This is a genomic window from uncultured Methanobrevibacter sp. (genome assembly GCF_902764455.1).
Lineage (GTDB): Archaea > Methanobacteriota > Methanobacteria > Methanobacteriales > Methanobacteriaceae > Methanocatella.
Window position 1 is genome coordinate 1 of record NZ_CACWVY010000079.1, and the last position, 2,335, is coordinate 2,335.

The window sequence follows — 2,335 nt, forward strand, 5'->3', positions numbered from 1 at the left end:
TTAAGGGATTTGTCAATAAATCTTTAATTTAATAATTTTACTTATTTTTCTTATTTAAATATTGAATTGTTCTTTATTTTTGTTATGCTCTATTTTAAGGTCGTATTTTTAATTTTTTTCAAAAATTTTTATTTAAGCATTATTTTGATCTTTTTGTTGTGAAAAAAATTTTGAACATCACATTGAATTAAAACTCTCATTTTTTCTATTAAAAATTGTTTAAATTTAAAACAACTTATTAATATTATTTTAGTTACTTTAATTTAGTTTAATATTACTTTAAATTTAATATAAATAGTATTAAATAGTTTAAATTATATATTATTATATAAGAATTATTTATATAATTTTTCGATAAAAATTATGTGGTTTAATTTAATTTTAATGGATTTTTCGTTAATTTTTTGGAAATTTATTTTAAAAATTAAAACCACAGGATAATTCTTTAAATTAAAATATTCTTTGATTTTTCATGTCAGTTATGGAATTAGAAGAGTATAAAGATGGCAGTATTTTAAATAAACTTAAACAGGAGGATGATTGTCCTAAAATGTTGTTAACAATCACTAATTTTGCTTTCAGCAATATGGTTCAAAATTTAATGCATCAATTGGATTTGGAATTTGAATCTAAGCGTGGACGTCCCGCATATCCTAGAACACTACTTTTAATAGTGGTTTTATACTGTTTTAGCATAGATATTGCCAATTATACTAAAATGGAAGATGAATGTAAAAAGAACAGATTTCTTCTAATTGTTACTTGTGGATTAAAGCCATCACGCAATTCATTCGCCAATTTTTTAAATAAAAGTGATGCTAAAGTAATAAAAAAAGTTTTTATTGCCACATTGGTTTTATTAAATGATTTACACTTCTTAGATTTTGTTAAATTATTTGTTGATGGAACTGATGCTATTGTTCGAGCTTCAAGATACTACAAAATCACACCAAAAGAAGTAAAAAGACTAATACTGGTTAATAATTGGGGTTTATTACATAATAATACTCCAAAATCAATTAATTACACAATAAAAGGATTAGAAGAAAAATTAGAATTTTATAAAAATGATGAAAAAATGTGTAAAACAATTAATTCAATCTTAAGAAGAATTAATCTCTACAATACAGACATATTCAGTAAATTGGATATTTATAATGGTATTTTAAGTGAAAGAAATGCAAATAGTGTTTCTATTTCATTTCCAGAAGCTTGTTGGATGAAAACGAAAAAAGGAACTTATGATTTTGCTTTCAATCTGCAAGAAATTATGACAGAAAACCATATAATATTGACTGGAATGTTACTAACTCAATCAAATGACCGAAAAACAATTAAAAATGTATTAAATGACATTTTTGAAACCATTGAACTTTTTATTGAAATGCAAAGAGAATTTGGTGAAAGAAGAAATTATTCTGAAATACGAAGAAGAATTCGTGAACATATTCTAATTGCAGATTCAGGTTATTTTTCAACAGAAAACCTTTATTACTTATTTAAAAATAAAATAAATGCTTTAATAATGCCAAAAATATTAGCTGAAGCACATAATAACGAATTACGTCATGAAGAAGGTTATGAAGAGAAAAGAAAAGATTCATCTAAAAAAGATTTTGAAAGAGTTAAAAATGGTTATATTTGTCCTTTTGGACGTTTTATGAGATTAATCCAGGTTAAAATGGTAAAACATCGGAAACCACATAAAGATGATGGTCTTCCAGACAATTGCAAGACAAAGAAATACATTTTTGAAACCTATTCTTGCAAAGGATGTCCAAATATTGATAACTGCAAACATAAACGACTAGTTGTCCATATTTCAGACCTTATTTATCAAATGACCGAAAAATTCTTAGATAAACGATGTAATATTCATTATCCTGCTCGTTTTTCAAGAAGTGAAGGCATAAATGGTTTTTTGAAAGGTGATAATGGAGTTTTGAAATTAATCGGAACCACAGAAACTGCAGTAAATAACGAGATCCAACTAAGAAACACCATTTACAACCTTACAAGACTAATTAATCTTAAAGACACAGCGTATTAAACATCTCCAGCATTAGATGTGTTAATAGTTCATCATTAAGATAGACTGTACGCCATATCTTAAACAACCATTTTTGAAAAGAAACACCATGAATTCAAAAATGGAAGTTCAAATTTAATTTTTGAAATTCAAATTAAATAAAAATTACGATTAAAAACCATCAAAAACCAATGAAAAATAAAAGTTTTTAACACTTAAAAATGAAAACAAAAGCCAATTTATTCAAAAATAGATAAAATAAGAAAAAATATCAAAAAAATTAATTATTGACAAAACCCTTAAAAA

The 2,335-nt window shown here is 24.4% G+C and carries 1 protein-coding gene; it reads left to right on the plus strand.

Going from position 1 to position 2,335, the window contains the following annotated elements:
- The first annotated feature begins 472 nt into the window (after nucleotides 1-472).
- Nucleotides 473-2,050, plus strand: coding sequence for a transposase (locus QZU75_RS12630; RefSeq protein ID WP_296884189.1), 1,578 nt, complete (start codon nucleotides 473-475; stop codon nucleotides 2,048-2,050).
- Nucleotides 2,051-2,335 lie beyond the last annotated feature (285 nt).